The organism is Shigella sp. FC1967 (assembly GCF_001743005.1).
GTDB lineage: Bacteria > Pseudomonadota > Gammaproteobacteria > Enterobacterales > Enterobacteriaceae > Proteus.
In genome coordinates, this window is record NZ_MIIZ01000383.1 from 1 (window position 1) to 228 (window position 228).

The 228-nt window shown below is 53.9% G+C and carries 1 pseudogene; it reads left to right on the top strand.

Annotated elements, in window-relative coordinates:
- Nucleotides 1–19: 19 nt before the first annotated feature.
- Nucleotides 20–228: pseudogene (locus BHE89_RS03390) on the top strand (tyrosine-type recombinase/integrase); the annotation flags it as partial.

Here is a 228-nt window from a genome sequence, read left to right on the forward strand (position 1 = left end):
AAAGCGAAGCAGGCAGACCATGAGCTCATTCCTCAACATTGTCGCCAAGATGATCGGGTTTCAGAACCTTCGTGACTGTGCATGGAGCTCAATGAGGCGCACCACATATTGGCGGTGCTGGAAATGCTGGGGGGATGCAGGGAAGGCTCCGGCAACGATCAACACCTACCTGTCAGCGCTCAAAGGGGTGGCTCTTGAAGCCTGGACGATGAAGCAAATTGATACGGA